Below are 23,389 nucleotides of genomic sequence, written 5' to 3'. Positions count from 1 at the left end.
GATGAAGGCACTGCTCACCACAGAGATGGAGATGGTCATCCCCTTTCACGATGTCGATTCGATGGGGATCACCTGGCACGGCAACTACCTAAGGTATTTCGAGATCGTTCGCTGCCAGTTGCTGGACGAGATCGATTACGGCTACCGCAAGATGCAGGCCTCCGGCTATGCCTGGCCCATTATCGATCTACAGATCAAGTATGTGCAGGCCAGCACCTTTGAGCAGAAGGTCAAGGTGATCGCCTCATTAGTGGAGTGGGAAAACCGTCTCAAGATCACCTATCAGGTGCGTGATGCCCAGACCAATCAACGCCTGACCAAGGGGTATACTGTGCAGGCCGCGGTCGAGATCGACAGCAAGGAGCTTTGCCTGGTCACGCCCACTTGCTTTCGCGACAAGATAGCCCACCTGCTGAGCGCAGAGGAGCGTGAATCCCTATGATGGCCAGACTCGTCACCAGTCACCTCAAGCTAGGGCTAAGCGCACTGCTGCTTTGCCTGAGTTTCATTAGCTTGATCACTCATGCAGATCAATCAACCGATTATGAGGCACTTTTTAAAGCGCCAGCGGATAAAGCAGCCTTAAGCGCCTTAGCTGAGCGTCTCGGTGGGGGTGACGCCGCAAAGGGTGAGTTTAGCCAATCCCGCTATCTCAAGGTACTCAAGAAACCGCTACTGAGTCAGGGAGAATTTCTGTTTCAGGACAAACTGGGGATCGCCTGGCTGCAAACTGCGCCCTTCTACAGTGGCCTGATTCTGACCCAAAACACCTTGGTGCAGATAGACGCCGACGGTAACCAGCAGGTAAGCCACGCCGATGAAAACCCTCAGGCAGGTGCCATGGCGCAGATGATGCCTAAGCTGATGAGCGCCTTGCTCAGTGGCGATCTCGTTCCACTAGAGACCCAGTTTACGCCGCATCTTATCCAACAAGCTGGCAGCTGGCTGCTGGGACTTGAACCCAAAGATCCCCTTATCAAGCAGGCGATGCCGCGCATCGTACTGCAAGGCGCCGAATCACTAGACTCGCTAACCCTGTTAGACAGCCGCGGCGATCGCAGCGTGATCAGCTTTAAAGCGCTGCAAAAACGCCCGCTGACACCTCAGGAACAGACCTATTTCGACCTGAGTCCGCCTCAGGCTCAGCCCGCGCAAGAGACAAGATGATTCTCAAGCTCAGCGACTGGCTAAGTCGTCTCTCCGCCAACACCAGACTCGCCATCTGGCTAGTGTTGCTGGCTGTCATGGCACTGCTAGCCCTGCAGGCATTGAATCGCGGCGCCGGCGTACAGAGCGATATTCTGGCCATGTTACCCAAGATCCAGGAAGATCCCCTGACCCAAAGGGCGATAGACAGGGTTGAGCAGCAACTGGCGGATCGCATCTACCTTGGCGTCGTCAGCCAAGATGAGCGCGTAGCAGTGCAAGCTGCCCAACAGCTGATGGCCACGCTCGGTGCGACCCCGGAGGCCTTTACCCAAGTGCAGAGCGCCGATCTACGCGGCGCCCAGGCCCTCAACCGCTTCTATTTTCCCTATCGATTCCACCTGCTTACCCCTCAGCAGAAGCTCAGGTTAGAAAATGGACAATTAGCGAAGTTAGAGGCTAATACATTAGCCCAGCTGTACAATGCCTTTGGTTACGCCAATAGCCAGCTACTCAGCCAAGATCCCCTGCTGCTCTACCCCGAGGTACTTAAACAGCTATCGCCACAACAACGACTCAAGGTAGTCGATGGCGTCTTGGTTGGGCAAACCAATACCGCAGATCAGCCGGCGGCCAGTGTCGCCATCATCATGGCTAAGGGTGTCGGCAGTGCCTTCAATCCCAAGGCGCAGGAACGCCAGTTAAACACGCTAGAAAGCGCGATAACCCAGATGCAGCAAAGTATAGGGGCAGAACAAACGGTCAGTGTGCTGCGCGGCGGCGCACTATTTCATGCGGCGGCGGCGACCCAACAGGCCAAGCAAGAGGTTTCCAGCCTGGGACTGGCCTCGCTAGTTGGTGTGATTATTCTGGTGTGGCTGGCATTTCGCTCTGTCATGCCGCTCACCATAGCGGCCATAACAATTGGTACCAGCCTGTTATTTGCCATGAGCACCACGCTCTGGCTCTTTACCCAGGTACATCTGCTCACCCTGGTCTTTGGCACTAGCCTTATCGGTATCGCCATCGACTATAGTTTTCATTTCTATTGCGAGCGTTTGCAGGCCCAGGGCGTCACCCGTGATAACCAGGCCGCCAGCAAGGCGGTGACCAAGGTGTTTCCCGCCGCCAGCCTGGCGCTGCTAACGACTGTGATCGCCTATCTCGCCATCGGACTAACGCCCTTTCCCGGTATGCAGCAGGTGGCCGTTTTCTGCGCCGCCGGACTCTTGGGCGCCTATTTGACGCTGATCTTCGCCTATCCCAAGCTTGCCAACAGCGCCATGAAGCCAGCTCCAAAGGCCCTGGGCTATGCCAGCAACTACTTACAGCTCATGCAGCGTCTCGCTCGCCAACTCAGAGGAAAAGGCCTTGTAGCGCTGCTCGGTCTAGCAATCATAACCACATGGGGATTGTCACGCCTCGGCGTCAACGATGATATTCGCGCGCTGCAGCAAAGCCCAGAGCGAGTCACCCAGAGCGAGCAGCAGTTACGTCAGGTGATGAGTGGCGGTACCGACAATCAATTTATTCTGGTGCGCGCCGACACCCCCGAAGCCCTGCTAACACGGCTTGAGGGGATAACGCCCATATTGGCAGCACTGCAAACGCAGCAGGCTCTGGGCAACTTTGTCAATCTGGCTAATTACCTACCGAGCCAAGCAAGTCAGCAAACCGCATATCGACTTCAGGGACAGATCTATCAAGACTTACCCGCTCTGCTCGATCGCCTGGGCCTGGATGACAGCCTGGCGCCGCCGTTAATCCAGGCTTATGAGGCGAGCGCAGCCAAGGCCATTATTCCAGATAGCTTTCTTGCCTCTGACGCAGGTGCTTTATTTGCGCCGCTCTGGCTAGCCCCTAAGGATGAGGGTGAGCAATACGCTGCTATCCTCTTACTCGGTGGCATCAAACGCCTAGAGACTCTTAAGGCGGCAATCGCTCCACTAACAGGCGTCAGTCTGGTCGATAAGGTACAGGATATTTCCGATGTGATGGCCAAATATCGCAGCCTCACCCTCGGCCTGTTAGCGTTGGCGCTGTTGGTTGCCGGGACGATATTCTCCCTGCGCTTTGGTCTTAAGATGGCGCTATGGATAACCTCAGTGCCCGCCCTGGCGGCACTCTTGACTCTGGCCCTGCTGGGGATAACAGGCTCACCACTGACCCTGTTTCATGCTTTGGCGCTGATCTTGGTATTCGGCATCGGCGTCGACTACAGCCTATTTTTCGCCGAAAGCCAGCAGGGAGAGAGCGTGATGATGGCGGTATTCATGTCGGCCTGTTCGACCCTGATGGCCTTTGGTCTGCTGGCCTTCAGCCAGACCCCTGCCATCCACTATTTTGGCCTGACACTCCTCTTGGGGATAGCCCTGACTTTTGGGTTGTCTCCATTTATTCATACATTAACAAGGATTGATAAGTGATGATATCAGCGCAAACGCCCGAGCTTAAGGCGCATTATGATGTGATAGTGATAGGCGCCGGTCCCTCAGGGAGTGTTGCCGCCAGCCTGTTACATCAAGAGGGCAAGCGTGTGCTTGTGCTGGAGAAACAACATTTTCCCCGTTTCTCCATCGGCGAGAGCCTGTTGCCCTGCTGCATGCAGGTGATTGCCGAGGCCAATATGCTCGATGCCGTCAACCAGGCGGGTTATCAATTCAAAAATGGCGCCGCCTTCAACGCTAACGGCCGCTCCACCTACTTCGACTTTACCGACAAGTTTACCCCTGGTCCGGGCACCACGTTTCAGGTCGAGCGCGGCAACTTCGACAAGCTGCTCGCCGATACGGCCGCAAGCCAAGGGGTCGAGATCCGCTATGGTCAGTGCGTCGAGGCCGTCGATCTAACCCATCAACCCAGACTCACCATCAGCGACGAGCAGGGCCAGCGTTATGAGCTCAGCGCCGATTACCTGCTCGATGCCAGCGGTTTTGGCCGCGTCCTGCCGCGTCTTTTGGATCTAGAGCGGCCATCTGGTCTTCCCAGCCGCACCGCCATCTTTACCCATATCAGGGACAATATCGACAGCGTCGACATGGGCGATTATCACTTCGACCGCAATAAGATATTGATCAGCGTTCACCCAGACAACCGAGACATCTGGTACTGGCTGATCCCCTTTAGCGATGGCCGCTGCTCGCTTGGGGTAGTAGGGGAGCCTCACCTTCTCGGCGATGCTGATGATCTGGAACAGACCCTGATGCGTCTGGTGCGCGAAGAGCCCAGGCTCAAACAACTGCTCAGTCAGGCAGAAATTATTCGCGAACCCGCCAAATTGGCAGGTTACTCGGCCAACGTCAGCACTCTGGCCACGGATAAGTTCGCCTTGCTAGGCAATGCCGGTGAGTTTCTCGACCCTGTTTTCTCATCAGGTGTCACCATAGCGATGCAATCAGCTTCTATAGCGACTAAATGTGTTGTGAAACAGCTCAATGGTCAGGCGGTCGACTGGCAAACCGAATACGCCCAGCCGCTGATGCGCGGTGTCGATACCTTCAGAACCTATGTCCAGGCCTGGTATGATGGACGCTTCCAGGATGTGATCTTCTATCAAGACCCAAACCCAAAGATTAAGCAGATGATCTGCTCTATCCTGGCGGGTTATGCCTGGGATGAGAACAACCCATTTGTCGCCGAGTCTGAGCGTCGTCTTAATATGGTCGTGGAACTATGCCGCTAACCCGAGGCCTGATGCTTGCAGCCATTTTGCTGCTTAGTGCTTGCGCCCAAACGCTGGACAGGCAAACCTGCATGGTACTGGCGCAGGGGGTCGACTATTGTCTGGCGCCCCTGCCAGCAGAGACCAACATCAGCCAGAGCCAACTGGTGAAGCTCAAGGTAAAACAATCCAGACATCAACTGCTGAGCCAACTGGATCTCTCGCCGCAGACGCTCACCGTAGTAGGGCTTGCGCCCCTGGGGCAGCCACTGTTTACCCTCAGCTATGACGGCGACCAGCTAACCAGTGAACAGAGTCTCCTATTGGGTGAGCAATTTAAGGCCGAGTATCTTCTTGGGCTGCTGCAATTGATATACTGGCCGACCGAGGATGTAAATCGCTATTTACAAGGGGCGACACTCGCCAGTTATGAGTGTGATGCACCGCGGTGCAGAAGATTATATGCTAACGACGGCGCGACCATCATGGATATCCGCTACAGTCAGACAGCACCTTGGGCAGCACAGGTAAATCTGGATTTTCAGCAGGCGCAGCTTTCGCTTGATATCCGGCCCCTTGAGTAAATCAACCGCGACATAGCAAAAGAACGGACACAATGACACAGATAGCTATCACCCACTTAGGATTATCCACACCACTGGGCGATGATCCGCAAACAGTCCTGCGCCACCTGCTCGACGGCGATACCCAGGGCATGCAGTGGCGTGACGACCTGATCCCAGACACTCGCGTACTCGTGGGCATGGTGAACTCAGCGCTGCCGAGCATAGCACCTGAGCTACAGAGATTTGACTGTCGCAACAACCAGCTGCTTCAATGCGCCGCCGAACAGATCTCCTCAGCCGTCGAACAAGCCAAGCAGCAATACGGCGCCGATCGCATAGGTATCGTCTTAGGCACCAGCACGTCGGGCATCGCCAAAGGCGAGAAGGCGCTGGCCTACCGTGCCGAACATGGTGTCCTGCCAGCCGATTACCTCTACTCTAAACAGGAGCTAGGCAACAGCTGCGACTTTCTGCAGCACTATTTTGACCTGACTGGCCCCTGCTATACGGTATCGACCGCCTGCTCCTCCAGTGCCAAGGTGTTCGCCAGCGCCAAGCGCCTGCTACTGGCTGGCGTGTGCGACATGGTGATCGTCGGTGGTGCCGATAGCCTGTGTAAGCTCACCCTAAACGGTTTTCACTCGTTGGAGTCTGTCTCTAAGGCCCATTGCCAACCTTTTAGCCGCAACCGCGACGGCATCAATATCGGTGAAGGCGCCGCCCTGTTCACCCTCACCTTAGGCAAGGCCGAGCTGATGCTGGCCGGTGTGGGAGAATCCAGCGATGCTCACCATATCTCCTCACCCCATCCTGAAGGCACAGGCGCGGTTGCCGCTATCGAGATGGCGCTGCAAGATGCCGATATCGCCCCATCACAGGTGGGCTATGTCAACTTACATGGTACGGCAACCATGAAAAATGACGCCATGGAGAGCCGAGCTTTACTTAAGGTCTTTGGCGAGCAGATCCCCCCAGTGAGCTCTACCAAGCCCCTGACCGGACACGCCCTGGGCGCTGCCGGCGCCTTGGAAGCCGCCTTCTGCCTGCTCTTACTGTCACAATATAATGATCAGCAAGCACTGCCACCTCAGGTGGGCGATCAAGAGTGGGATGGCGACAACCCTGAGCTTCCTTTTGTTACGCCGGGTCAAACCCAGGCACTCGACTACATCATGAGTAACTCCTTTGCCTTCGGTGGCAGTAATGCCAGCGTGATCTTCTGCCGGGGAGAGAGCTAAACCATGCCGACAATAACGCCATTAACTGACATCCCATTAGAACAGGTGCTGCCTCACCGCGCGCCAATGATCCTTATCGACAGACTGCTGGAACATGCTCCCGATACCTTGCTCACCGAGGTCTGCATTGGACCGCAAAGCGCCTATTTCGACGCCGCCAGTCAATCTGTCCCCAACTATGTGGGCATAGAGTATATGGCTCAGAGCATCGCCGCCCTCGCCGGACTGGAAGCGAGCGCCAGGGGAGAGGCGATTCGGGTCGGCTTTCTGCTGGGCACGCGTAAGTTATCATTGGCGATCCCCGCCTATGAACAGGGCGAGTGTTATCAAACCCGGGTCACTCGCCTCTATCAGGAAGACAACGGCCTGGCGGTATTTGATTGTAAAATATTCCATAACAATCAACTTGTAGCAGAGGCGAATGTTAATGTATTCCAGCCCCAAGATACCCAAGCCTATATCTTGGAGAGTCAAGCAGGGAAAGAAGAAGAGAAAGTAAAATGAACAGACGTGTGTTAATTACCGGTGCCAGTCGCGGTATCGGCAAGGCTATTGCCCTTAAGCTGGCCGAAACGGGCCATGATATCGCCCTGCATTTTCACAGCAACCAGGCGGCGGCCGACGAGACCCAGGCAGAACTTGAGGCCCTAGGGGCCAAGGTGAGCCGCCTGCAGTTCGACGTGGCCGATCGCGTCGGCGTCAAAGCCGCCATTGCCGCCGACATCGACAGTCATGGCGCCTATTACGGCGTGGTACTCAATGCCGGTATTACCCGCGACACCGCCTTTCCCGCCATGACAGATGAGGAGTGGGATGGGGTGATCCATACCAACCTGGATGGCTTCTACAATGTTATTCAACCCTGCACTATGCCGATGATCCAGGCAAGACAAGGCGGACGCATTATCACCATGGCCTCGGTATCAGGCATCGCAGGCAACCGTGGTCAGGTGAACTACAGCGCCTCCAAGGCGGGCATCATAGGGGCCACCAAGGCACTGAGCCTGGAGCTGGCCAAACGTAAGATCACGGTCAACTGCATCGCTCCCGGCCTCATTGAGACAGATATGGTCAGCGACTTCCCTCAAGAGATGGTCAAGGAGATGGTGCCGATGCGCCGCATGGGCAAGGCCTCAGAGATCGCCGGCCTGGCGAATTTCCTTATGTCCGATGAGGCAGCCTATATCACCCGTCAGGTGATCTCAGTTAATGGTGGCATGATCTAATGAATAGCAAGACTCGACGCGTAGTGATCACTGGCGCCGGCGGCGTCACCGCCCTGGGGCACGATTGGCCCAGCATCGCCCAGCGCCTGCAAGCAAAGCAAAACTGCGTGCAGCGTATGGAGGAGTGGGACAGATTCGACGGTCTTAACACGCGTCTGGCCGCTCCTGTCACTGACTTTGAGAAGCCGGCGCACTATTCACGTAAGAAGATCCGCGCCATGGGCCGGGTCTCTGTTATGGCTGCCTGGGCCAGCGAAAAAGCACTGGCTGACGCAGACCTATTGGATGACCCTATAGTCACCTCAGGTGCCATGGGTATCGCCTACGGCTCCTCCACCGGCAGTACAGATCCTATCGTCGCCTTTGGCGACATGCTGAAGCACGGCGACATGTCGGGAGTCACCGCCACCAGTTATATCCGCATGATGGCCCATACCACGGCGGTTAACGTCGGCGTCTTCTTCGGTCTCAAGGGACGGGTGCACACTACCAGCAGCGCCTGTACCTCGGGCAGCCAAGGCATAGGCTATGCCTATGAGGCGATCAAGTATGGTCAGCAGGATCTTATGCTGGCCGGTGGCGCCGAAGAGCTCTGCCCCACCGAAGCCGTGGTATTCGACACCCTATTTGCCACCAGTACCAAGAACGATAACCCCAGCGAGACACCTAGCCCCTTCGATCGTGACAGAGACGGCTTAGTGATTGGCGAAGGAGCCTGTACTTTGGTTCTGGAAGAACTTGAGCACGCCAAGGCGCGCGGCGCTAAGATCTACGCCGAGCTAATTGGTTTTGGTACTAACTCGGACGGACTGCATGTGACCCAGCCCAACGCCGAGACCATGGAAGTGGCTATTCGACAGGCACTCAAAGATGCCGATCTGGCCGCCGACAAAGTCGGCTATGTCAATGCCCACGGCACAGCGACCGACAGAGGGGATATCGCCGAAACCCAAGCGACTCATGCCGTCTTTGGCGAGCGTATGCCTATCTCTTCCCTGAAGAGCTACACAGGCCACACCTTAGGCGCCTGCGGTGCCCTAGAGGCCTGGCTCACCATAGAGATGATGAACGCAGGTTGGTTTGCTCCCACCCTCAACCTGCACAATATCGATCCCGCCTGTGGCCAACTCGACTACATCAAAGATGAAATGCGCCAGCTCGACACCGACTATGTGATGAGCAACAATTTTGCCTTTGGTGGCATTAATACCTCGCTGATCTTCAAGCGTTGGCGCGGCTAAATAGGTTACTGATCGCCACTGGGTCACAAACCAGTGGCGGTCAATGCCTCACTGGCACAGGCCTTGCTGAGACCTTAGGTCCCTAAATACAAGATGGAGCTTAAGATGCAGTTTGTACTCGGTGTGGTCACCAACGCCAGTGTGGTCAAGATGCTTGAGCAGCACCTGGAAGATATGTACGCCACCTCCCCCGTAGAAAGTGTGCACGCTTTAGATTTAAGCGAGTTAAAACAAGACAATATTCGATTTTGGACCCTATGGGAAAGCGACCGACTCTGTGGCTGTGGTGCTATTAAGCGCCTCTCCTCAAACCATGGGGAGCTCAAGTCGATGCGAGTAGCCAACTACTATCGTCAGCGTGGTATGGGAGCCAAAATATTGCACCATCTTCAGGCAGATGCAGCACAAATTGGGATCACTCGTCTCAGCCTGGAGACCGGCAGTATGGGGTTCTTTCTGCCAGCGCGTCGCCTGTACCAAAAATTTGGCTTCGTAGAGTGCGCCCCTTTCGGTCAGTATCGCCCGGATCCCAATAGCGTATTTATGACGAAACAGTTGTCGTGAAATCTGGCTTGCACTGCTAAATCAGACTTGCACTCCCCAATAGATTAGAATAATCTTATTGAAGTTTTTCTAATTGTTGGGGTAGACCATGTTTCAATCACTCTTATCCAAGCTATCGGGTAGTCATCCGGCAGAGCAGTGCTGGCAACTGATCGAGCAGGGCGTGCAGGTGCTCGACGTACGCACGCCACAAGAATATGCCAGTGGTCATCTCCCCATGGCGACCAATGTGCCATTAGACCAGCTTTCCCAGTGGCTGGCTGAGCACAGCGATAAACAGACTCCCTTTGTCCTCTATTGCGGGGCGGGGATCCGCGCGCAAAAAGGCTGTGAGATCCTTAAAGCCAATGGATTTGAATGCGCCATCAATGGTGGTGCCCTCAAAGATCTGCTCTGTTACCAACCGCAAAAGGCGCTGGAAGGCTAACAACTCATATGAAACAAGTGCCCCACACCCCAGCAGAGAAGGCCAATACGCCAGCTAGTCCTGCGCGCCCAAGATATCGCTTTAGTGCCAATCGCAGTCAAGGGTGCCACAGGGTGCGATATGTGGAGACGAGTCAACAGAGTGAAGAGTGCACCCTGTGCGAGCTGACACAAAAATAATGGCGCAGTAAAAAAAAGGCGCTCAACTTGAGCGCCCTAACCTAGAGATGGGTTAAAAAGATGATGATGAAAAGTATCAAGACTCAATACAAGACAGAGCCTAAGCTAAATTAAGCAACCAGCTGCTCTATGCTCTGCTTCGCCTCACTGATCCCCTGCTCGCTTGCTTCAGGTCCCATGTTAAGGGCTTCGCCATAAACAGTTTCAACGTCAGTGATACCGATAAAGCCAAGTACTGTTTTCAGGTAAGGCACCACATGATCGCTGTCGCCATTTTTGTGCACGCCACCACGAGTGGTCACCAATACCGCACGTTTACCGTCGACCAAACCTTTAGGGCCAGTCTCTGTGTAGGTAAAGGTCACGCCAGCACGGGCTATTAAATCGATCCAATTTTTCAGCTGGGTAGGAATACTGAAGTTGTACATAGGCGCGGCAATCACAATCGTGTCGTGAGCCTTAAGTTCAGCCACTAACTCATCAGACAGTGCCAGCACCTCTTGTTGACGCGCGGTCAGTTCTTCGCCGCCACGTAGTCCCATGGCGATCTCACCGTCTAACACGGGCAGAGGCTGCGCCGCTAAATCTCTCACCGTCACCTCGGCGCCCTGGCCCTGCCAGTGCTGTTGCAGGTGGTCGATCAGCTTAGCCGACTGTGAATAATCCCCTAATATGCTCGATTTCAATACCAATACTTTTGCCATAACTTGCTCCAATTCAGAATCTCTGTAACAACCAATTGAGGCCAGTTTATCCATTATTTAATTGAAAGATAAGCGCATAAAATGCGCCAAAACATTCTAAATATACGAAAGAAAAAGTAAGACCAATGCTAACCAGCAGCTTCAGAAGCAATCAGCCTCAGACAATTCAATAAATAACCTACTGATTAATATCAAGTTATCTTTAGTGCAAAAAATAATCATTAAATGTTGAGCTGTCATTATGATCCCTTGGGCACATCTAGTCGTAACGCACTAGGAACTCAACCCTTGTTAAGGAGAAGCTGATGAAAAGGATCTATCCGGCCTAATGCTAAGTGCCATGATGGGTATTACGGCCTGTGACAGTGATGACTCAGATGAAGTAGTCAATATGGTTCCTACGCCCGTTGCTGAGGCACATGTTCGTATCATTCATGCTGGCGTCGACGCCCCAAAGGTCAACGTGACGGCTAATGATAACGAACTGCTTGCCGATGTTGACTACGGCATATCGAGTGGTTTCTTAACCGTCCCTGTTGGCATGTATGACGTAGAGGTCAATGCACAAATCGCCGACGGTTCTTTACTTAAGGTGCTTACCGCAGACCTGGATCTATCCGCCGATATGGAGTACACGGCTGTAGCGCTTGGTAAGGTGAGCGACGATACATTACAACTTAAGCTTGTGGCCAACCCCAGCGCCGAAATAGCCGCTGATTATGCCCGTGTGCAGGTATTACACGGCGCCTCTGACGTCGGCCTAGTCGATGTGTACGTCACCGCACCCGGGGCTGACATTAGCGACACAGCGCCCACGTTATCGGCTAACTTCCTCGATGCCAGCACCCAGATAGAAGTCCCCGCCAGTGACTATCAGATCCGTATCACAGCATCGGGACAGAAGACACCGGTTTTCGATTCCGGAACCGTCCCCCTGATGGCTGATACTGATTATTTCATCACTGCGATTGCCAATGCCTGGAGCGGCGACTCACCCGTTGCCTTGCTAGTCGCCCTGGCTGATCAGCAGGCGTTACTCCTTGATGAGATGAGTGGCAGCGATGTGCGGGTAATTCATGCGGTAGCAGACGCTCCGGCGGTCGATATATTTGTCGATGGAGCCACGACGCCCGCAGTCGACATGTTTAGCTTCGGGTCTGTGACCGACTATCTCAACCTCGCAGATGGCGCGCACACAGTCACAGTTGCAGCCGATGCTGACAACAGCGTGGTGGTTATCGATGAAGCCGCCCTTTCCCTGGAAAAGGGTCAAAGCTACAGCGTATTGGCAACTGGGTCACTAGGCGATATGGATATTAATCCTTGGGTAGTGATGGAAGAGGGTCGACGTGTTGCCACCGAGGCTAAGATAAACATTGCTCATGCAAGTTATTCCGCTGGCAATGTGGATATCTACCTTACCCCAGATGGCGATATCTCGTCGGCAACCCCAGTATTGAGCGATATTCCCTTCTTAGCGGCGTCAGGCAGTTTGTCGGTAGCCCCAGGAAACTATGTCGTCAGCGTGACACCAACGGGCAGCAAGACAGTCGCAATCGGCCCTCTCGATATTAGTCTGGCTGCGGGCGGACTCTATGGTGTGGTGGCTGTTGATGCTACGGGCGGCGGCGCGCCACTGGGTGTGATCCTCTTGGATGATTTTGTCACCGCCATGTAGTGTAAACGCTAATACCATGTACCCAAGTTAAGCCAAGCGCCCCTTTTTGTGGGCGCTTTTTACTGCTTAGTCAAACAAGAGTGATCCCCTACCACCAACTGTCGCACCAAAGCAGACAAATTAGGGATTACTGTTCATTTTCTGGTATTCTATGGCGTTATTAAACATGACTCCTATGCATAAAGAATAATGCCCAAACAAGACTCTCTTTGGTTTAAATCCTTACGTTGGATCCAGAAGAAACTCGTGCACACCATAGTCGTGCCTCAGGATCCCTTTGCCGATCTTAACCTGGATTCAGACAGACCTCTGGTCTACGTCATGAAAACCGAATCCATCAGTGATATTGCCGCCCTGAGCGAAGTGACCGACAAACTCGGCCTACCCAGCCCCTATCAGCCGCTGAATGTAGAGGGCGAAGAAGCCCCACGCGTGGTCTGTGTCGAAGGCGCCAAACCCCTGTTTGGTCAAAGGGAAGGCAATGAGTTTTACCTCGACAGCTTCTCACGCCTGCTGAGTGCCCATAAACGTCACCCAGATCTGGATATTCAACTGGTGCCGGTCAGCCTCTACTGGGGCCGTACGCCGGGCAAAGAAGACGACACCATGAAGGCAGCCGTCCTCGAGCGCGAGAATCCCACCTGGCTGCGCAAATGCCTGATGATCCTCTTCCTGGGCCGCCACAACTTTGTGCAATTCTCTAATGCCATGTCCCTAAGGTATATGGCCGACGAACACGGCACCGACAAACGCATTGCCCAAAAGCTGGCACGAGTCGCCAGGGTTCATTTCAGTCGCCAACGTAAGGTGATGACAGGACCTGTATTGCCAAATCGTCAAAACTTATTTCACGCCCTGCTGAAATCTGAGTCGATGAAGAAGGCGATTCAGGAAGAGGCACAAAGCAAGAAGATCTCAGAGTCCAAGGCGCGCGAGACGGCCATGGAATACCTCGATGAGATCGCTGCCGACTACTCTGACAACCTGGTGCGTATCGCCGAGCGCTTCCTCACCTGGCTGTGGAACAAGCTCTACAAGGGGATCAACATCAAGGGCGCCGAGCAGATCCGTCAGCTGCATCACGACGGCCATGAAATCGTCTATGTGCCTTGTCACCGCAGCCATATGGACTACCTGCTACTCTCTTATATCCTCTACTATCAAGGCATGGTTCCGCCTCATATCGCCGCCGGGATCAATCTTAACTTCTGGCCGGCCGGTCCCATGTTCCGGCGTGGCGGCGCCTTCTTTATTCGCCGTAGCTTCCGCGGCAACAAGCTCTATACCGCGGTATTCCGTGAGTATCTAGATCAGCTATTTGCCAAGGGCTATTCGGTCGAGTACTTCACCGAAGGGGGCCGCTCTCGTACCGGCCGCCTGCTGGCACCTAAGACGGGCATGATCGCCATGACCCTCAACAGTGTGCTGCGCGGTGTCGAGCGCCCAGTCACCCTAGTGCCTGTCTACCTGGGTTATGACCATGTGATGGAAGTTGCCACCTACCACAAAGAACTAAGTGGTAAGAAGAAACAGAAAGAATCTGTTTGGCAGGTATTTGGCGCCATCCGCAAGCTGGGTAACTTCGGTCAGGGCTATGTTAACTTCGGCGAGCCGATCACCTTACATAATTACCTCAACGAGCAGGTACCTCAGTGGCGCGAAGAACTGGCGCAAGATCCTGAGCAGAAACCAAGCTGGTTAACCCCTGTGGTCAATACCCTGGCAAACCGCGTCATGACACGAATCAACGACGCCGCAGCGGTGAGCTCTATCACCCTGACCAGCCTGGTACTCTTGGCGTCAGAGCAAAATGCCCTGCAGCGCAGTCAGCTGGAGAAGCAGCTGGATCTCTATCTGTCGCTACTCAAGAGCGTACCCTACACGGATTACACCTCTGTGGTCGAAGGCGATGGCGCCAAGCTGGTCGCCCAAGGTCTCGAGCTGAAGAAGTTGAAGCTGGACAGCGATCCGCTTGGGGATATCATCTCTATAGATGAGAGCCTGGCCGTTGCCATGACCTATTACCGCAACAACATCATCCACTTAATGGTGATCCCATCTCTGATTGCCAGCAGCCTGACCCGTCAGGACAACTGCACCAGGGCGGATATCATTGCCACGGTGAAAGATTTCTATCCATTGCTACAGGCCGAGCTGTTTATGGGGATCGACGATCTCGAATCTCACGTCAATCAGCTACTGGATCAGCTGCTGGCGGAAGATCTGATCAGCGAAAAGCAGCACTTCACCGTTAAGCCACATGGCCTTAATCAACTGCTGCTGCTGGCAGGTACTATTAGCGAGACCATGCAGCGCTACGCCATTATTTTCAACATTCTGGCCAACTCACCTAAGATTGAGCGTGCAGAGCTTGAGAGCGACAGCCATCAGTTGGCTCAGCGCCTGGGGGCGCTACACGGCATCACTGCGCCTGAGTTCTACGATAAGAAGCTCTACGGCACCCTAAGTGTCAAGCTCAAGGAGCTGGGTTATCTGGCCGATGACAGCCATAGCCAAGAAGTCCTGCGTATTCGCAATCGGGCCAACAGCCTGCTGCGTACCTCGGTAAGACAGACCATAGTTGACAGCGTAGCCGCGGAGCATAAAGCCTAATGGCAAATCATATGAATGCGGCCAAGCATAAGGCCTCTAGTAAGTCGCTGCTGGGCGGCGCCATGATCATCGCCGGTACCGCTGTTGGTGCTGGTATGTTTTCCCTGCCCGTGGTGGGCGCTGGCATGTGGTTCAGTTATTCGGTACTGATGATGCTTGGCGTCTGGTTCTGCATGCTGGTTTCAGGCCTACTGCTACTGGAAACTAACCTGCACTATGAACCCGGTGCCAGCTTCGATACCCTCACCCGGGATACCCTAGGTAACTTTTGGCGTATCGTTAATGGCCTCTCTATCGCCTTCGTACTCTATATCCTGGCCTATGCCTATATCAGTGGTGGCGGCTCTATCGTCAATCACAGCCTCAATAGCCTAGGGGTCGAACTCCCCCAAAGCATCGCCGGGCTCATCTTTGCACTGGGACTGGCAATTGTCGTCTTTATCAGCACTAAGGCGGTGGATCGCATTACCACCATCATGCTGGGCGGAATGATCATTACCTTCTTTCTCGCAATCGGTAATCTACTGATCGAAATAGAGCCCAGTAAGCTGTTTGTGCCCGATGGTGAGGCCAGCTATCTGCCTTACATGCTGGCGGCGATCCCCTTTGGATTGGTGAGCTTTGGCTATCACGGTAACGTACCCAGCCTAGTGAAATACTATGGCAAAGATGCCAGCACCATAGCCAAGGCGATTACGCTCGGCACCCTGATCGCCTTTATCATCTATCTGTGCTGGTTAATCGCCACCATGGGCAACATCAGCCGTAGTGCCTTCGTCGATATTATTGCCCAGGGCGGTAACATGGGCGTGTTAGTGGCCGCACTTTCTGATGTGATGGCCAGCGACTGGCTAACCACTATGCTGACTCTGTTTGCTAACTTGGCGGTAGCCTCTTCATTCCTGGGGGTCACCCTTGGTCTGTTCGACTATCTGGCAGATCTGTTTGGTTTCGATGAGTCCTCTAGCGGACGCCTTAAGACGGCGGCAGTCACCTTCTTGCCGCCCACCCTGCTAGGGTTGCTCTTCCCTAACGGCTTCTTGATCGCCATCGGCTTTGCGGCTTTGGCAGCCACGGTATGGGCCGCCATAGTGCCCGCACTCATGGCCTATAAGGCAAGACAACTGTTTCCTGACAGCCAGGGCTTTAAGGTACCGGGCGGCACCGCAGTGATTGCCATAGTGATCTTTTTTGGTGTGCTGACGGCGGCCTGTCACCTGCTGGCCATGGCGGATCTATTGCCCTTGTATGGCTCGTAAGCTCAAGTAAGCATTAAGCTAAGCCAGTTTTCACCGCTTGGCTTACACGGCAAAGGCGCTCTAGGAGCGCCTTTTTGCTATATGGGCATTAGTGATGCAATTTCGGCTTCATAGTATCGGCGACCAGATGAAGCAAGGCTACCCATGCTTCGCGAACGTCCCGAGAATAAGCCTCGCCCAGTCCCGTCTTCAGTGTATACAAGAGTGCATTACCCACCGGAGTAAAATGCTCACGCTTAACGCCATAAGCATTGTGTCTGTGGGCGAGGTCCTGTAACTGAGGCACTAAGGCATCAAGATCATTGAGCCCCTCCACGGCCGCCTTTAACATGGCCATCAGCTTACGCCCCTGATGACGCAAATCCTGCTTAAATAGCGGCTTTAAATTTGGGTCTATCTGAAACAGGGCATCATAAAATATCGCCGCTGCCTGCTCGCTAATGGGCTCAACTTGTTTGAAAGATGTTTGTACAAGATCGATTTGGGTGGATGTCAGGCTCATCGAAACTCCCTCTTCTGAATTAGTCTCCTCTCAGCATAGACATAAATGGCAAAACAGGCTTAACTAAATTGATATCACAACAGATTTTTCATTAGGGAAGGTGCGAACAAGTCGTCGCACAGCTCTGGCTTTGATAGCAGCGACAGTTCTAGGCATTCAACTGAAGGCATGCCGAGGCCTGCTGAAGTTGAATGACACCGAAATGGTGTTGCTATCAAAGCCCCGCAGGGCGAGGCTTACAGCGGTATTTGCTGCGTTACAGTTCTTGCGAAGGACTAGGGCCATTCGCAAGAACTGTGCCTTGCATCTATCCACTTTAAGCACACGCAGAGCAAGCACGGGACTTATTCGCACCTTCCTCAGCAAAGGACTCCAAGATGAAGATTGCAAGCTATCAACATGGCGATCCCTGCTGGATTGAGCTGGCCAGTCATGAGGCCGCCTCGGGTAAGCATTTCTACAGCGAACTGTTCAATTGGCAGCTAAAGGATATGCCCATCCCTGATGGTGTCTACACCATGTTTGCCACAGAAGATGATGATATAGGCGCCATGTATCAGCTGCCGCAAAATATGATAGATGACAAGGTACCGACTCACTGGAGCATCTATTTTGCCGTCGACAACCTGGAAAACAGCCTAGAGGCAGTGATCGCGCACGGCGGCCAGGTACTCTTAGGCCCTCACAGCGTGGGAGATGCAGGTAAGATGGCACAATGCCTAGATCCAGAAGGCGCTGGCTTCTCCCTTTGGCAAGCGGGCAATCATATAGGCTCTATGCGCATGGGCGAGCCCAATACACTCTGCTGGATCGAGCTATGTTGCCGCGACACCGCCAGAGCCACAGCCTTTTACAGCCAGGTTCTGGGTTGGCAAGTACGTGAATCTCAAATGGAGGATTTCATCTACTACGAATGGATGCAGGGTGAACGCGCTATCGGCGGCATGATGGCCATGACCGCAGAATGGGGCGACATGCCTCCCCATTGGATGCCCTACATCATGGTAGACAACTGTGATGCCACCGTCGCCAAAGCCACAGAGATTGGCGGCAGAGTCTGCGTACCGCCAACGGATATTCCCGAAGTAGGACGCTTTTCGGTGATCAATGATCCTCAGGGCGGCACCTTGTCAGTCATACGACTCACTACAGCGTAAATCCTTAGTAAAAAAGCACTAATCTGAAGGCTTAAAATGGAAGAGGCATTGTTTTAACTCTTTGTTTTAGTTAGGTTCATAACCTTGCACATTGACTTGGGCAATCTTGTTAACCACTAATCAGGGATGTAATAACATGCTTAAAAAATGGATGCCTATCATGGCGACGACACTCTTAATCGGCCTTAGCGGCTGTGCATCGACCCAAGAGTCAGACACAGAAACGGCTGACAACACCAGCAACAAAGCGACTAAAGAGTGCAAAAGGGTACGCTCAACAGGCTCCAATATCGGCCGCTGTAAATAGCTGCCTTTGACTGATAAAAAAAGCACTGCCTAGGCAGTGCTTTTTATCTCTATGATTCAAACAGCTTCATCATGCCTCGGCTGAGCGCTTCAAGCGACGGCCATAGATAAGCAGGTAGAGGGCTGGGAGGACGAATAGCGACAACAAGGGCGCTGTGACCATACCACCCACCATAGGTGCGGCAATCTTCTGCATCACATCGTTACCTGAACCTGCACCCCACATGATGGGCAGCAGACCAAAGAAGATGGTGGCTACCGTCATCGCCTTAGGGCGAATACGCATCACAGCACCTTCTATCAGCGCCTCCTTGAGATCCGTTACATACTCATAGCCGCCAGTCTCTTTACGATGCTTGATGGCATTGTTGAGATAGACCAGCATCACCACACCAAACTCGGCAGCCACACCCGCCAGGGCGATCATCCCCACCGCTACGGCGACCGACATGTTGTAGTCGAGCATGTAGAGCAACCAGGTACTCCCCACCAAAGCAAACGGCAGACTCAGCATGATAATAGAAGCCTGCATCGTCGAGCCAAAGGTCATCATCAGCAGAATGAAGATCACGCCAAGCGCCATGGGGATCACCTTCTTCAGCTTGGCATCGACCCGCTGCATATATTCATACTGTCCAGCAAAACTGTAGCTGTACCTTGGCGGTACATTCAGCTGCTGCCCTAAGGCTGCCTTGGCCTCATCGATATACTCACCAATCGAGGTGCCCTGAATGTCTACGAATACCCAGGAGATCAGGCGGCCGTTTTCACTCTTGAGCATAGGAGCCCCATCGGTGATCTCGATATCCGCCAGATTACGCAGCGGCAGATAATGACCCGACTTAGTGATCACTGGCAGCTCTCTGAGCTTCTCGATATTATCTCGCAGCGCCCGAGGATAACGCAGGTTGATCGGATAACGCTCCGCCCCCTGAACCGACTCACCAATATCCATACCGCCTATGGCGTAACGCACCACATCTTGAATATCGCTCAACGTCATGCCGTAGCGCGAGGCGACATCCAGCTTAGGCGTAATATCGATATAGCGACCACCACCCACACGTTCGGCGTAGGCCGACTTGGTATTGGGCATCTGACTCAGAATCGCCTCAATATCGGCACCCACCTTCTGCAGCTCATTCACATCGGCGCCGGTGATCTTAATCCCCACAGGAGTCTTGATACCTGTAGAGAGCATGTCGATACGAGTCTTAATGGGTTGCACCCAGGCGTTGGTCAAACCTGGCACTTTTACCGTTTTCTGCAGCTGGTCTATCACATCCTGTAGCTCAACTCCTTCACGCCACTCCTCTCTCGGCTTAAGCATGATGGTGGTTTCCAGCATGGTCAGCGGCGCAGGATCGGTCGCCGTCTCGGCGCGACCCACCTTACCAAAGACACGTTTCACCTCAGGTACAGTCTTGATTAACCTATCGGTCTGCTGCAACACCTCGGCCGCCTTACTGGCGCTGATTCCCGGCAGTGCCGTTGGCATATAGAGAAGATCTCCCTCCTCCAACTCAGGCATGAACTCGCTACCCATGTTGGTGACAGGATACCAGGCGCTACCCAGAGCCATAACCGCCAAGATCAAGGTGATCTTAGGGAAACGCAGTACCAGATTAAGAGACGGCTTGTAGAGGGCGATCAACACCCGACTAAGGGGGTTACTGGTCTCTTTAGGGATCTTACCGCGAATAAAGTAGCCCATCAGAATAGGCACTAAGGTGATCGACAGGATCGCCGCAGCCGCCATGGCAAAGGTCTTGGTATAGGCCAGCGGGCTGAATAAACGTCCCTCCTGGGCCTCGAGAGCGAACACAGGCACAAAACTTAACGTAATGATAAGTAATGAGAAAAATAGCGCAGGCCCCACTTCGATAGACGCCTTAGCAACAATATGCCAATGCTCCTTGTTGTCAGGATCACGCTGATATTCATCCTTGAAGTGCTCAAGGTGCTTGTGCATGTTTTCGATCATCACGATCGCGCCATCCACCACGGCGCCGATGGCGATGGCGATACCGCCAAGGCTCATGATGTTGGCATTCACCCCCATCTTATTCATCACGATAAAGGCGATCAGAATCGACAATGGCAGGGTGATCACCGCAACCAGTGTTGAGCGCGCATGGAGCAGGAACAGTAGACAGACAAAGCCCACCACCAACATCTCCTCGATCACCTTGTGAAACAGGTTTTCCACCGACTCGTTGATTAGCTCAGATCTGTCGTAGGTCGGAATAATCTCCACCCCTTTGGGCAGACCCGCCTTTAGCTGTTCAAGCTTTGCCTTGACCGCGTCTATGGTTGCCAGGGCATTTTCGCCATAACGCATCACGATAATGCCACCGACGACCTCACCTTCACCGTCAAGCTCAGCGATACCGCGTCGAGAGGCTGGTCCCTTGCGCACTGTGGCCACATCTTTTAACAGCAAGGGCGTACCTGAAGGACTGGTTACCCCTAGCGGGATCTCTCTGAAATCCTCCAGCGTCTGACGATAACCCTTGGCGCGCACCATATACTCAGCCTCGGCCATCTCAATCACAGAGCCACCAGCTTCGGTATTAGATTTGGTGATAGCACTCTTCACCGCTGCGATATCCAGCTTATAGGTGACCAGCTTATCGGGTTCAATCACCACCTGATAGGTCTGCTCCATGCCGCCGACGGTGGCAACCTCAGACACCCCGGCCACACTCTGTAGCTCGAGTTTCAGGTACCAGTCTTGCAGACTCTTAAGCTGAGACAGATCCAGGCTACCGGAGCGATCCACCAAGGCATACTCATAGATCCAGCCCACGCCCGAGGCATCTGGCCCCAGCGAAGGTTGCAACCCTTGTGGCAAACGACTGCTAACCTGACTCAGGTATTCCAGCACCCGTGAACGCGCCCAGTAGATATCCGTACCATCTTCAAAGATCACATAAACATAAGAATCGCCGAAGAAGGAGTAACCCCTAACCGTCTTGGCGCCGGGAACCGACAACATAGCGGTAGACAGCGGGTAAGTGACCTGCTCCTCCACCAGCTGAGGCGCCTGCCCCGCATAAGGGGTCTTAATGATCACCTGTACATCCGAGAGATCCGGTAGGGCATCGAGCGGCGTATTTCTCAGCTCCTGCACACCCCAGACGGTGATCATCAAGGCGATGATCAACACCATCAATCTCTGGTTGATAGAGGCTTCAATAATTTTCTTTAGCATGGTGCCCCCTAGTGTTGATGGCCGCTGCTAAGGCGCATCAAACTACCCTTAAGGCTCGCCTCAGAATCCAGCAGGAATTGACCCGAGATCACCACCTGCTCACCTTGGCTAATGCCGCTTAAGATCTCCGCTTTACCTTGGGACATCATGCCCACGGTCACCTGACGAGCGACGAAGCCGCCATCATCTTGCTTGACGATCACCCGGTTTTCTTTACCTGTCTGGATCAAAGCTTCTTGCGGTATCACTAAGGCATCCTCGTTCGGGCCGCCGTAGATCTCTATCTTAGCCAGAGTGTTCGGACGTAGCTCCACCTCGTTGTTTGGCAGCACAATACGCACTCGCAAGCTGCGAGTCACAGGGTCAAGCTCTGGGTAGATATAATCTATCTCTCCCTCGATATCCTTAAGTCCCATGGCAGGCACAGATACCTCTGTGGGTTGGCCGATAGCCAGCCAACTCTGCTCATTCTCGAATACATCGGCAATGACCCACACCTTAGACAGATCCACCACTGACATCACCTCGATGGCGGGCTGAATATACATGCCATCACGAACCGACAGCTCTTTCACTATACCGTCAGCCTTGGCGTAGAAAGGCACCCGATACTGGGTCTGCTTGGTCTTCGCCAGTTGCTTGATCTGTGCCTTATTCATCCCCAACAGCTCGAGACGCAGGCCTGCCTTACGCACCAAGTCCTGATAGTTACCGCTATCCCTAGAGCTATTGAGGCTACTAAGCGCTAAAAGATAATCATCCTGGGCGTTAATCAGATCCGGTGAGTAGATCTCATACAAGAGCTGCCCTTTAGTGATCTTATCGCCTACGGCATTGATGGCTAATTTTTCAATCCAGCCATTAACCCTAGCGTGAATATGGTTGATCTGGCTCTCGTCGTAGCCAATCTGCCCCACGGTTTGCACAAACTTCCACAGGGTATCTCTTTCTGCCTTAGCGACCTTGAGCGCTAAGGCCTGCTGCATACCACCCGACACATCTATCTCTATCTGCTGCTGGTTACCACCCACTTCAACTTTCTCCAGGTTCATGCCGCAAATAGGGCAAGTACCGGGCACGTCGCTGACAATGTGGGCATGCATGGGGCAAACATATTTAATCGATGGTTCGCCGGTGAGCGGTGCAGGTTTCGCCTGAGATAAGGGATCATGTTGACTGTGATCCATCTCAGCTTGCGACTTAGTGCTGGGCGATTCCTCTTCCTCTTCGGCTACCAGGAACATATTACACTTAGGGCAGCGGCTACCAGGCTCATGGCTGGTCTCTTCAGGGTGCATTGGGCAGACATAGGTCTTCGCCGCCTGCTCGTTAATAGGGTCGGCCTGAGTCTCCTGCTCCACCAGGAACATATTGCACTTAGGACAGCGGCTACCCGCCTCATGGCTGGTTTCCTCTGGGTGCATAGGGCAAACATAGGTCTTCACTCCCTGCTCGCTAATGGGCTCGGCCTGAGTCTCCTGCTCCACCAAGAACATATTGCACTTAGGGCAGCGGCTACCAGGCTCGTGGCTGGTCTCCTCGGGGTGCATTGGACAGGCATATGTTTTCAGGCCAGACTGATGCTGATGATTCTCATGTGCATGAGTGTCGCTGGCCTGGGTATAGCCTAATTGAGGTGTCGCCACCAGAAATAGGCTCAAAAGATAAGCAAGCTTTTGGCCTCTGTTTTTCGAATTTACCTGACTCA

Annotated in this window: 21 protein-coding genes; 17 read left to right on the top strand and 4 right to left on the bottom strand. The window is 53.7% G+C overall.

Annotated elements, in window-relative coordinates; translation table 11 throughout:
• Window position 1 precedes the first annotated feature (1 nt).
• The 12 genes from NY07_RS10545 to NY07_RS19535 all read left to right on the top strand — a co-directional run bounded on the left by NY07_RS10545 (window position 2) and on the right by NY07_RS19535 (window position 10,248).
• Window positions 2-442: an acyl-CoA thioesterase gene (locus NY07_RS10545; protein ID WP_033539318.1), complete on the top strand. Its 441-nt coding sequence runs from the start codon at window positions 2-4 to the stop codon at window positions 440-442.
• Entirely contained in the window at window positions 439-1,167 is a 729-nt protein-coding gene (locus tag NY07_RS10540) for an outer membrane lipoprotein carrier protein LolA (RefSeq protein ID WP_052125611.1), read from the top strand. The genes NY07_RS10545 and NY07_RS10540 overlap by 4 nt, the downstream gene beginning before the upstream one ends.
• Window positions 1,164-3,572, top strand: a complete 2,409-nt coding sequence (locus NY07_RS10535) for an MMPL family transporter (protein ID WP_033539317.1) — start codon at window positions 1,164-1,166, stop codon at window positions 3,570-3,572. The genes NY07_RS10540 and NY07_RS10535 overlap by 4 nt, the downstream gene beginning before the upstream one ends.
• Complete coding sequence (locus tag NY07_RS10530) at window positions 3,572-4,828, top strand: NAD(P)/FAD-dependent oxidoreductase (protein ID WP_033539316.1); 1,257 nt, start codon at window positions 3,572-3,574, stop codon at window positions 4,826-4,828. The genes NY07_RS10535 and NY07_RS10530 overlap by 1 nt, the downstream gene beginning before the upstream one ends.
• The gene (locus tag NY07_RS10525; RefSeq protein ID WP_033539315.1) at window positions 4,819-5,391 is read left to right on the top strand and encodes a DUF3261 domain-containing protein; all 573 of its coding nucleotides are present in this window, start codon (window positions 4,819-4,821) and stop codon (window positions 5,389-5,391) included. Before NY07_RS10530 ends, NY07_RS10525 begins: the two co-directional genes overlap by 10 nt.
• Before the next feature lie 32 nt (window positions 5,392-5,423).
• Window positions 5,424-6,611 (top strand): beta-ketoacyl-[acyl-carrier-protein] synthase family protein, encoded by a 1,188-nt coding sequence (locus tag NY07_RS10520; protein ID WP_033539314.1) that lies wholly within the window; start codon window positions 5,424-5,426, stop codon window positions 6,609-6,611.
• A gap of 3 nt (window positions 6,612-6,614) precedes the next feature.
• Complete coding sequence (locus tag NY07_RS10515) at window positions 6,615-7,115, top strand: ApeP family dehydratase (RefSeq protein ID WP_033539313.1); 501 nt, start codon at window positions 6,615-6,617, stop codon at window positions 7,113-7,115.
• On the top strand, window positions 7,112-7,837 hold the full coding sequence (locus NY07_RS10510; protein ID WP_033539312.1) for a 3-ketoacyl-ACP reductase FabG2: 726 nt from the start codon (window positions 7,112-7,114) through the stop codon (window positions 7,835-7,837). Before NY07_RS10515 ends, NY07_RS10510 begins: the two co-directional genes overlap by 4 nt.
• Complete coding sequence (locus NY07_RS10505; RefSeq protein WP_033539311.1) at window positions 7,837-9,078, top strand: beta-ketoacyl-ACP synthase; 1,242 nt, start codon at window positions 7,837-7,839, stop codon at window positions 9,076-9,078. The genes NY07_RS10510 and NY07_RS10505 overlap by 1 nt, the downstream gene beginning before the upstream one ends.
• Before the next feature lie 105 nt (window positions 9,079-9,183).
• The gene (locus NY07_RS10500) at window positions 9,184-9,642 is read left to right on the top strand and encodes a GNAT family N-acetyltransferase (protein ID WP_033539310.1); all 459 of its coding nucleotides are present in this window, start codon (window positions 9,184-9,186) and stop codon (window positions 9,640-9,642) included.
• An 88-nt stretch (window positions 9,643-9,730) separates the two neighbouring features.
• The gene (locus NY07_RS10495) at window positions 9,731-10,069 is read left to right on the top strand and encodes a rhodanese-like domain-containing protein (protein ID WP_033539309.1); all 339 of its coding nucleotides are present in this window, start codon (window positions 9,731-9,733) and stop codon (window positions 10,067-10,069) included.
• Window positions 10,070-10,077: 8 nt separating this feature from the next.
• Window positions 10,078-10,248, top strand: a complete 171-nt coding sequence (locus NY07_RS19535) for a hypothetical protein (protein WP_157705016.1) — start codon at window positions 10,078-10,080, stop codon at window positions 10,246-10,248.
• Between the two features lie 110 nt (window positions 10,249-10,358).
• Here NY07_RS19535 and NY07_RS10490 read toward each other — a convergent pair whose 3' ends face one another.
• Window positions 10,359-10,952: an FMN-dependent NADH-azoreductase gene (locus tag NY07_RS10490; protein ID WP_033539400.1), complete on the bottom strand. Its 594-nt coding sequence runs from the start codon at window positions 10,950-10,952 to the stop codon at window positions 10,359-10,361.
• Between the two features lie 328 nt (window positions 10,953-11,280).
• On the opposite strand from NY07_RS10490, the gene NY07_RS10485 reads away from it, so the two are divergent.
• The 3 genes from NY07_RS10485 (at window position 11,281) to mtr (ending at window position 16,502) form a co-directional block, all read left to right on the top strand.
• Window positions 11,281-12,630 carry a DUF4397 domain-containing protein gene (locus NY07_RS10485; RefSeq protein WP_033539308.1) on the top strand — a complete coding sequence of 450 codons (1,350 nt, stop codon included), beginning with the start codon at window positions 11,281-11,283 and terminating at the stop codon, window positions 12,628-12,630.
• A gap of 189 nt (window positions 12,631-12,819) precedes the next feature.
• Window positions 12,820-15,243 (top strand): glycerol-3-phosphate 1-O-acyltransferase PlsB, encoded by a 2,424-nt coding sequence (gene plsB / locus NY07_RS10480; protein WP_033539307.1) that lies wholly within the window; start codon window positions 12,820-12,822, stop codon window positions 15,241-15,243.
• Complete coding sequence (mtr, locus tag NY07_RS10475) at window positions 15,243-16,502, top strand: tryptophan permease (protein WP_033539306.1); 1,260 nt, start codon at window positions 15,243-15,245, stop codon at window positions 16,500-16,502. The genes plsB and mtr overlap by 1 nt, the downstream gene beginning before the upstream one ends.
• Window positions 16,503-16,590: 88 nt before the next feature.
• On the opposite strand, the gene NY07_RS10470 is transcribed toward mtr, so the two are convergent.
• Window positions 16,591-17,004, bottom strand: coding sequence for a globin family protein (locus NY07_RS10470; protein WP_033539305.1), 414 nt, complete (start codon window positions 17,002-17,004; stop codon window positions 16,591-16,593).
• A gap of 377 nt (window positions 17,005-17,381) precedes the next feature.
• Here NY07_RS10470 and NY07_RS10465 point away from each other — a divergent pair, with 377 nt between their 5' ends.
• Window positions 17,382-18,161, top strand: coding sequence for a VOC family protein (locus NY07_RS10465; protein WP_033539304.1), 780 nt, complete (start codon window positions 17,382-17,384; stop codon window positions 18,159-18,161).
• Window positions 18,162-18,297: 136 nt separating this feature from the next.
• Window positions 18,298-18,468, top strand: coding sequence for a hypothetical protein (locus NY07_RS19615; protein WP_181404194.1), 171 nt, complete (start codon window positions 18,298-18,300; stop codon window positions 18,466-18,468).
• 69 nt (window positions 18,469-18,537) lie between these two features.
• On the opposite strand, the gene NY07_RS10460 is transcribed toward NY07_RS19615, so the two are convergent.
• Both NY07_RS10460 and NY07_RS10455 read right to left on the bottom strand, forming a co-directional pair.
• Window positions 18,538-21,681: an efflux RND transporter permease subunit gene (locus NY07_RS10460; protein WP_033539303.1), complete on the bottom strand. Its 3,144-nt coding sequence runs from the start codon at window positions 21,679-21,681 to the stop codon at window positions 18,538-18,540.
• Between the two features lie 8 nt (window positions 21,682-21,689).
• A complete protein-coding gene (locus NY07_RS10455) occupies window positions 21,690-23,231 on the bottom strand; it encodes an efflux RND transporter periplasmic adaptor subunit (RefSeq protein ID WP_373681783.1) in 1,542 nt (513 codons plus the stop codon).
• Window positions 23,232-23,389: the final 158 nt, after the last annotated feature.

It is taken from the genome of Shewanella sp. ECSMB14101, from assembly GCF_000773485.1.
In the GTDB taxonomy this organism is placed as follows: Bacteria; Pseudomonadota; Gammaproteobacteria; order Enterobacterales; family Shewanellaceae; genus Shewanella; species Shewanella marisflavi.
This window is presented reverse-complemented; position numbering and strand designations above follow the sequence as displayed.

What these genes read in the sequence shown, in the direction of transcription:
- NY07_RS10545 (WP_033539318.1), top strand. Translation starts at nt 2, where the DNA reads ATGAAGGCACTGCTCACCACAGAGATGGAGATGGTCATCCCCTTTCAC.
- NY07_RS10540 (WP_052125611.1), top strand. Translation starts at nt 439, where the DNA reads ATGATGGCCAGACTCGTCACCAGTCACCTCAAGCTAGGGCTAAGCGCA.
- NY07_RS10535 (WP_033539317.1), top strand. Translation starts at nt 1,164, where the DNA reads ATGATTCTCAAGCTCAGCGACTGGCTAAGTCGTCTCTCCGCCAACACC.
- NY07_RS10530 (WP_033539316.1), top strand. Translation starts at nt 3,572, where the DNA reads ATGATATCAGCGCAAACGCCCGAGCTTAAGGCGCATTATGATGTGATA.
- NY07_RS10525 (WP_033539315.1), top strand. Translation starts at nt 4,819, where the DNA reads ATGCCGCTAACCCGAGGCCTGATGCTTGCAGCCATTTTGCTGCTTAGT.
- NY07_RS10520 (WP_033539314.1), top strand. Translation starts at nt 5,424, where the DNA reads ATGACACAGATAGCTATCACCCACTTAGGATTATCCACACCACTGGGC.
- NY07_RS10515 (WP_033539313.1), top strand. Translation starts at nt 6,615, where the DNA reads ATGCCGACAATAACGCCATTAACTGACATCCCATTAGAACAGGTGCTG.
- NY07_RS10510 (WP_033539312.1), top strand. Translation starts at nt 7,112, where the DNA reads ATGAACAGACGTGTGTTAATTACCGGTGCCAGTCGCGGTATCGGCAAG.
- NY07_RS10505 (WP_033539311.1), top strand. Translation starts at nt 7,837, where the DNA reads ATGAATAGCAAGACTCGACGCGTAGTGATCACTGGCGCCGGCGGCGTC.
- NY07_RS10500 (WP_033539310.1), top strand. Translation starts at nt 9,184, where the DNA reads ATGCAGTTTGTACTCGGTGTGGTCACCAACGCCAGTGTGGTCAAGATG.
- NY07_RS10495 (WP_033539309.1), top strand. Translation starts at nt 9,731, where the DNA reads ATGTTTCAATCACTCTTATCCAAGCTATCGGGTAGTCATCCGGCAGAG.
- NY07_RS19535 (WP_157705016.1), top strand. Translation starts at nt 10,078, where the DNA reads ATGAAACAAGTGCCCCACACCCCAGCAGAGAAGGCCAATACGCCAGCT.
- NY07_RS10490 (WP_033539400.1), bottom strand. Translation starts at nt 10,952, where the DNA reads ATGGCAAAAGTATTGGTATTGAAATCGAGCATATTAGGGGATTATTCA.
- NY07_RS10485 (WP_033539308.1), top strand. Translation starts at nt 11,281, where the DNA reads ATGCTAAGTGCCATGATGGGTATTACGGCCTGTGACAGTGATGACTCA.
- plsB (WP_033539307.1), top strand. Translation starts at nt 12,820, where the DNA reads ATGCCCAAACAAGACTCTCTTTGGTTTAAATCCTTACGTTGGATCCAG.
- mtr (WP_033539306.1), top strand. Translation starts at nt 15,243, where the DNA reads ATGGCAAATCATATGAATGCGGCCAAGCATAAGGCCTCTAGTAAGTCG.
- NY07_RS10470 (WP_033539305.1), bottom strand. Translation starts at nt 17,004, where the DNA reads ATGAGCCTGACATCCACCCAAATCGATCTTGTACAAACATCTTTCAAA.
- NY07_RS10465 (WP_033539304.1), top strand. Translation starts at nt 17,382, where the DNA reads ATGAAGATTGCAAGCTATCAACATGGCGATCCCTGCTGGATTGAGCTG.
- NY07_RS19615 (WP_181404194.1), top strand. Translation starts at nt 18,298, where the DNA reads ATGCTTAAAAAATGGATGCCTATCATGGCGACGACACTCTTAATCGGC.
- NY07_RS10460 (WP_033539303.1), bottom strand. Translation starts at nt 21,681, where the DNA reads ATGCTAAAGAAAATTATTGAAGCCTCTATCAACCAGAGATTGATGGTG.
- NY07_RS10455 (WP_373681783.1), bottom strand. Translation starts at nt 23,231, where the DNA reads ATGCACCCCGAGGAGACCAGCCACGAGCCTGGTAGCCGCTGCCCTAAG.